Below are 369 nucleotides of genomic sequence, written 5' to 3' on the forward strand. Positions count from 1 at the left end.
CCATTGCAAAGCGGTTAATAGGGTACTCTTGTTTCTCGTCGGCGTACGAATAGAAATGACCAAAACCGCCTCCTAAGAACGGTGCAGAGCCTTGAGCCCAGAATAACCAATTGAACGTTTGAGTTCGCGCCGACCCTGACTCAGGTAGGAACTTAGAAAACTTCTCAGCTAGATGGACGAGAATAGAGGCCGATTCGAACACATTCACTGGCTCTGCTGTTGAATTATCAACGAGAGTTGGAATCTTTGAGTTAGGATTCACGCCAACAAAACCAGACGAAAACTGATCGGACTCACCAATATTGATTAAGAAAGCGTCGTATTCGGCTTCTTTTATACCCGCCGCTAGAAGCTCTTCAAACATAATAG

Annotated in this window: 1 pseudogene; it reads right to left on the minus strand. The window is 45.3% G+C overall.

The window, feature by feature from the left end:
• A pseudogene (locus tag BCU12_RS11475) lies at window positions 1-369 on the minus strand (glutathione-dependent disulfide-bond oxidoreductase); the annotation flags it as partial.

Origin of the sequence: Vibrio sp. 10N.261.55.A7 (assembly GCF_002877365.1) — a bacterium.
In the GTDB taxonomy this organism is placed as follows: domain Bacteria; phylum Pseudomonadota; class Gammaproteobacteria; order Enterobacterales; family Vibrionaceae; genus Vibrio.